The sequence below is a fragment of the Pararcticibacter amylolyticus genome (assembly GCF_003130405.1).
Lineage (GTDB): Bacteria > Bacteroidota > Bacteroidia > Sphingobacteriales > Sphingobacteriaceae > Arcticibacter > Arcticibacter amylolyticus.
Map to the genome: position 1 here is coordinate 59,979 of NZ_QEAS01000013.1, position 5,002 is coordinate 64,980.

Sequence of the window (5,002 nt, forward strand, 5' to 3'; positions counted from 1 at the left end):
CTTAGGAATACGCTCGGGGGCCAGACCGGGGAATACTATTTATTTTTTTGCTCTCACACTAATTACAAACAATCTCCATTGTTCGCCTCCACCACTATACGGTAATAAGCAATGGAATTCAGGCTCTTTTAACTAACGAAACTTTGTAATACATGGTGGTCAGGCTTAACGAAATGCCCATGATCAAACTTCAGGTAGTCGATAAAACGGCTTTATAAAAAAAGCCACCTGTCTGTATTCAGACAAGTGGCTTTTTTATTTAAAAGGCAAGTTCTTAATAAGGATTTCCCGGCTCGGAAGTACGGATAAGTTTGGGATTCACAAATTCGTAGATTCCTAAAGGCGATTGTTCCCGTCCGTAACCCGAATTTTTGGTACCACCGAATGGCAGTTCCGGAGTGATCCCTGTGAAATGGTTGATGTACACCATTCCGGTGTCAATCTGCCTGGCAATACGAAGCGCTCGTTCGGTATCCTTAGCAAAGACGCTTCCACCCAGCCCGAATTTCGTGTCATTTGCTAGTTTTACTGCTTCCTCATCGTTCTCTACCACATAGAACATAAACACTGGTCCGAATACTTCCTCCGAATAGGCTTCCATTCCGGGCGTAATACCTGTTAGCAGCGTGGGTTCCATAAACGCCCCTGGGCGGTTGATCCGCTTTCCTCCGGCTAATAACTGAGCACCTTCCTTAACGGCGGTTTCCACTTGTTTGATCACGTCTTTCACTGCCTTTTCACTGCTCAGCGGAGCCACATCTGTGGAAGGATCCAGGGGATCGCCTACTTTAAGAGAGGCAAATTTAGTTTTTACCCTCTCCAGGAATTTCTCAGCTATTTTTTCGTGTACGATAACCCGTTTTGCCGAGGTACATACCTGGCCCGCATTCCACATCCTGCTGGTAACGGCAATATCGGCTATCTGGTCTACGTCTACATCGTCAAGCACAATAAAAGCATCACTCCCACCTAGTTCCAGGGTACTCTTTTTGATATATTTACCGGCGGCTGCAGCAATACTGGATCCTGCAGGTTCGCTGCCGGTAAGGGCAACGGCCTTTACACGTTCGTCTGCGACAATGCGCTCCATACCGCTTCCAGGTACGAAAAGGTTTGTATACACACCTTCGGGGGCGCCAGCTTCAAGGAAAATATCTTCCATGATTTTAGCACATTGGGGCACATTAGAAGCATGTTTCAATAAAACCGTATTACCTGCAACAATATTGGGGGCAACATTACGGGTGATCTGGTAAAACGGGAAGTTCCAGGGCTGAATACTCAATAAAACGCCCAAAGGCTCGTAACTGATAAATGCAGAACCAATGGGAGTGTCCAATGGTTTGTCGGCCAAAAACGCTTCGCCGTTATCAGCATAGTAGTCAAAAATGTTCGCGCTGAGTTCTACTTCGCCAATGCTCTCGCTTAAGCGCTTGCCCATCTCCAGGGTAGCCAATTTTCCCAGTTCCTCCTTTCGTTCACGTAATATACTCGCAACCTTGTGCAATAACCCCGTCCGGGTAGAAAAAGGTGTCGTCCTCCAGGTCTGGAAGGCCTTGTTTGCTTTAGCGATCAGGCTATCTACTTCCGCATCAGACATCACGCCGAACTCTTTTACTAATTCATTATTAAAAGGGTTAACTGTTTTGACAGGTGAAACTTTTCCTAGTGTTTCCATACTATTTAGTTATTTAAGCACGCACGCATTTATAGACGTGTGTAAAAACGAAACAAAATTCCTCTGCAGAAGTTAGAAAATAATGTCATCTAAATGCTATTACGACATCATGGTAATTTCATTTCTTTCTTCCGTATAATTCACGATAATTGCCTATATTTCAACTAATCAATAAACAGTTAAATCTAAAACGATGTTTACGGCGGAACAAATTACGGCAGCGCACAGTAAAGTAAAATCAGGAGCTGATTTTCCGGCCTATATCAGGGATATTAAAGCTTTAGGCGTCACTCATTACGAAGCTTATGTGAGCGACGGGCATCTTGACTACCACGGCGGCGATGGCCATACGGCGACGATGCCTGCTAAATATGATCCGCTGGTGATTGCAGATGTACCCGACATGGAACAGTTTAAAAGCGAATTGAAGGCGCACCAGGAAGGCAAAACGGACTACCTGGCGTTCATCAGGATGTGCGCGGCTACAGGTATTGTTAAATGGGAGATTAACATGGAGGAAATGACATGCACGTATTTTGACAAGGCTGGCAATGCGGTGCTGGTGGAGGAGATTCCTCAGTAAAATATACCGTCATCTCTTGATCAGTATCAGGCAGGCCTTTCATAATACACGATGTTGGAGAAGATTCTGTCCGTTGAAATCGCTTTTTGCCATATGACAAATATTTTGATTTTTAAATGGGCAACCTTTGCGGGGTTAATAAAAGAATAAAAATGAAAACTGTATTGATTACCGGAGCATCATCTGGTATTGGCAAAACAACCGCAATTTTTTTGGCACAAAATGGGTATAATGTGTACGCCGCCGCACGCAGGGTGGAAAGAATGGAAGAGTTGAAAAACTTCGGTATCAAACCCCTGTTTTTGGATGTTGCCAAAGAAGACAGCCTTGTGGCCTGCGTGGAACAAATTCTGGCAGAAGCAGGCCGAATAGATATTTTGATCAACAATGCCGGTTCGGGTTATTATGGAGCATTGGAAGACATGCCGATGTCTGATGCAAAATACCAATTCGACGTGAACGTTTTTTCCGCAGCCCGCCTGATGCAATTGGTTTTGCCAACCATGCGTGCAAACAAATACGGCAAGATCGTAAATATCTCATCAATTGGCGGCAAAGTGACATTGCCAATGGGCGTTTGGTACCACGCGAGTAAATTTGCCATTGAGGGATTGAGTGATGCGCTTCGAAAAGAAGTTAAACAGTTTGGCATTGATGTCATCGTAATCGAACCGGGCGGAACAAAATCTGAAATGACAGGGTTGGGAACGGAATATCTAAACCGTATCTCGGGCGAAACAGCATATGGCCATTTGGCAAAAGGGATCAGTAAAATGTATGCGGCGACTGAGAAAAACGCATCTGATCCGATTGTAATTGCCAAGCTCATAAAAAAGGGTATCGAGGCCAAATGTCCGAGAACGAGATACGCAGGAGCTTCAGGCGCTAAATTTATGTTATTTTTGAAAACCATACTATCAGACAGAATATTCGACAAATTGGTGATGAGCCAGATGAAATAATATGGAAACAGTAATTAACTATCTGCTGCAGTTTGGAAACCTAAACCCGCAACAGATCGACTTCATAACGAAAAAAGGAAGGGAATTGAGCTTTAATAAGGACGATTATTTTTCGGAGGCAGGAAAGATTGCAAAACAAGTCGGGTTTATTCTGGAAGGTATCCTCCGGGTATGTTACTACGACAACAAGGGCGGCGACGTTACCAAATATTTCATCGATGAGAATAATTTTGTCGTAGATCTGCACAGTTTTGAGAACAAAATCCCTTCCTCTGAATATGTTCAGGCCGTTACAAACTGTAAACTCATTATTTTTTCCAGGCGTGATTGGGAGGACATTTCCGATACCATAGTAGGCTGGGAAAGTATAATAAACAAAATCATCAAAAAATCTCTGATCCAAAAAATTGAAAGGCGCAGTCCACTGGTTTCTGAAGATGCCACCACCCGTTATCTGGCATTTATGGAAACATACCCGCAATTGGTCAATCGCATCCCACTTTCCTACCTGGCATCTTACCTGGGGGTTACGCAATCGTCCCTGAGCCGGATTAGAAAAAGCATTTGCTGAGAACGTGTCCAATGGCATTCCTGTTGAAAGCGGAGACCGGAAGATTGAAATACAGGATTTATCCGCTATTTTCACAGCTAAAGATATTGATGCTAAAACTTTAAGAAAATCAGCTTGGCAACACAAAGCTGATTTGTGACACCGACGTTCTCCCTGACACTTACGAATTTAAAGTGAACGCATTTTTTTCGTTTTCCTATTGACACATAAAAATATACGCGTATATTTGGCTTAATCAAAAAAGAATGACAAAATTCAACTCATATTGGTTCGGTTACTTTTACTACTTTAGGTAAAAGCCGGGACTGATATGTTTTGACTAAAGAACTAATATATAAAGTCCCGGCGCAAAAGGCCGGGACTTTTTTTTTGAATCATGGACAAAAAAAGAGTAGCAATACAGGGAATTAAAGCCTCTTTCCACGAGGAAGCGGCCTTCAAGTTTTTTGGGGAAGACATTGAAACTATAGAATGTAACTCGTTTAAGCAAACCTGTGAGGCTTTGAAGGCCAAAAAGGCGGATTACGTGGTGATGGCAATTGAAAATTCGATTGCAGGCAGTCTTCTTCCTAACTATGCCCTGCTACGCGACTACAGATACTCCATTATCGGGGAGGTTTACCTGAGAATTCAGCTTCACCTGCTGGCACTGCCGGGGGTAAAGTTTGAGCAGATCAAAAATGTGGAATCGCATCCCATAGCAATACGGCAGTGTATTGATTTCTTCGATGAGTACCCTTATCTGAACGTGAAGGAGAGTACCGATACGGCGGCTTGTGCCAAGCGGATACGCGATGAGCAGCTGACGGATACTGTGGCAATTGCCAACCAGCTTGCTGCACGAACGTACGACCTGGAGATCCTGGAACGCCGGATCGAATCGAATAAAAAGAATTACACGAGGTTTCTGATCCTTACTGATCATAAGGAAACGGATATTCCGAATGCGAATAAGGCTTCGCTGTCATTCCAAACGACCAACGAAGTTGGATCTCTGGCAAATGTGCTGAATATTTTTGCGGGACACCAGGTGAACCTGACAAAGATCCAGTCGATGCCGGTTCTCGGAAGAAGGAATGAATACAATTTTTATGTTGATATAGAATGGGAAGACGCATCTTTATATCAGCAGGCTATCAGCCGGGTACTACGCCATACGGTGAATTTCACGCTGATGGGGGAATATCTTAAGAATGAGAGGGTTTAGG

5 protein-coding genes are annotated in these 5,002 nt (G+C 43.8%); 4 read left to right on the forward strand and 1 reads right to left on the reverse strand.

The genetic code is table 11. The annotated features are described in order from the left end of the window. Positions 1-274: 274 nt before the first annotated feature. Positions 275-1,678 carry an NAD-dependent succinate-semialdehyde dehydrogenase gene (locus DDR33_RS16005; RefSeq protein ID WP_109416818.1) on the reverse strand — a complete coding sequence of 468 codons (1,404 nt, stop codon included), beginning with the start codon at positions 1,676-1,678 and terminating at the stop codon, positions 275-277. A 193-nt stretch (positions 1,679-1,871) separates the two neighbouring features. Between DDR33_RS16005 and DDR33_RS16010 the strand changes: the two genes are divergently transcribed. The 4 genes from DDR33_RS16010 (at position 1,872) to DDR33_RS16025 (ending at position 5,001) form a co-directional block, all read left to right on the forward strand. Next, positions 1,872-2,261, forward strand: a complete 390-nt coding sequence (locus DDR33_RS16010; protein WP_109416819.1) for a DUF1398 domain-containing protein — start codon at positions 1,872-1,874, stop codon at positions 2,259-2,261. A gap of 152 nt (positions 2,262-2,413) precedes the next feature. Next, positions 2,414-3,223, forward strand: a complete 810-nt coding sequence (locus DDR33_RS16015) for an oxidoreductase (RefSeq protein ID WP_109416930.1) — start codon at positions 2,414-2,416, stop codon at positions 3,221-3,223. A gap of 1 nt (position 3,224) precedes the next feature. Beyond that, positions 3,225-3,794, forward strand: coding sequence for a Crp/Fnr family transcriptional regulator (locus DDR33_RS16020; RefSeq protein ID WP_109416820.1), 570 nt, complete (start codon positions 3,225-3,227; stop codon positions 3,792-3,794). Positions 3,795-4,170: 376 nt separating this feature from the next. Further along, on the forward strand, positions 4,171-5,001 hold the full coding sequence (locus tag DDR33_RS16025; protein WP_109416821.1) for a prephenate dehydratase: 831 nt from the start codon (positions 4,171-4,173) through the stop codon (positions 4,999-5,001). Position 5,002: the final 1 nt, after the last annotated feature.

Excerpts from the sequence above, each read along its gene's own strand:
- DDR33_RS16005 (WP_109416818.1), bottom strand. The coding sequence starts at position 1,678 with ATGGAAACACTAGGAAAAGTTTCACCTGTCAAAACAGTTAACCCTTTT.
- DDR33_RS16025 (WP_109416821.1), top strand. The coding sequence starts at position 4,171 with ATGGACAAAAAAAGAGTAGCAATACAGGGAATTAAAGCCTCTTTCCAC.
- DDR33_RS16015 (WP_109416930.1), top strand. The coding sequence starts at position 2,414 with ATGAAAACTGTATTGATTACCGGAGCATCATCTGGTATTGGCAAAACA.
- DDR33_RS16020 (WP_109416820.1), top strand. The coding sequence starts at position 3,225 with ATGGAAACAGTAATTAACTATCTGCTGCAGTTTGGAAACCTAAACCCG.
- DDR33_RS16010 (WP_109416819.1), top strand. The coding sequence starts at position 1,872 with ATGTTTACGGCGGAACAAATTACGGCAGCGCACAGTAAAGTAAAATCA.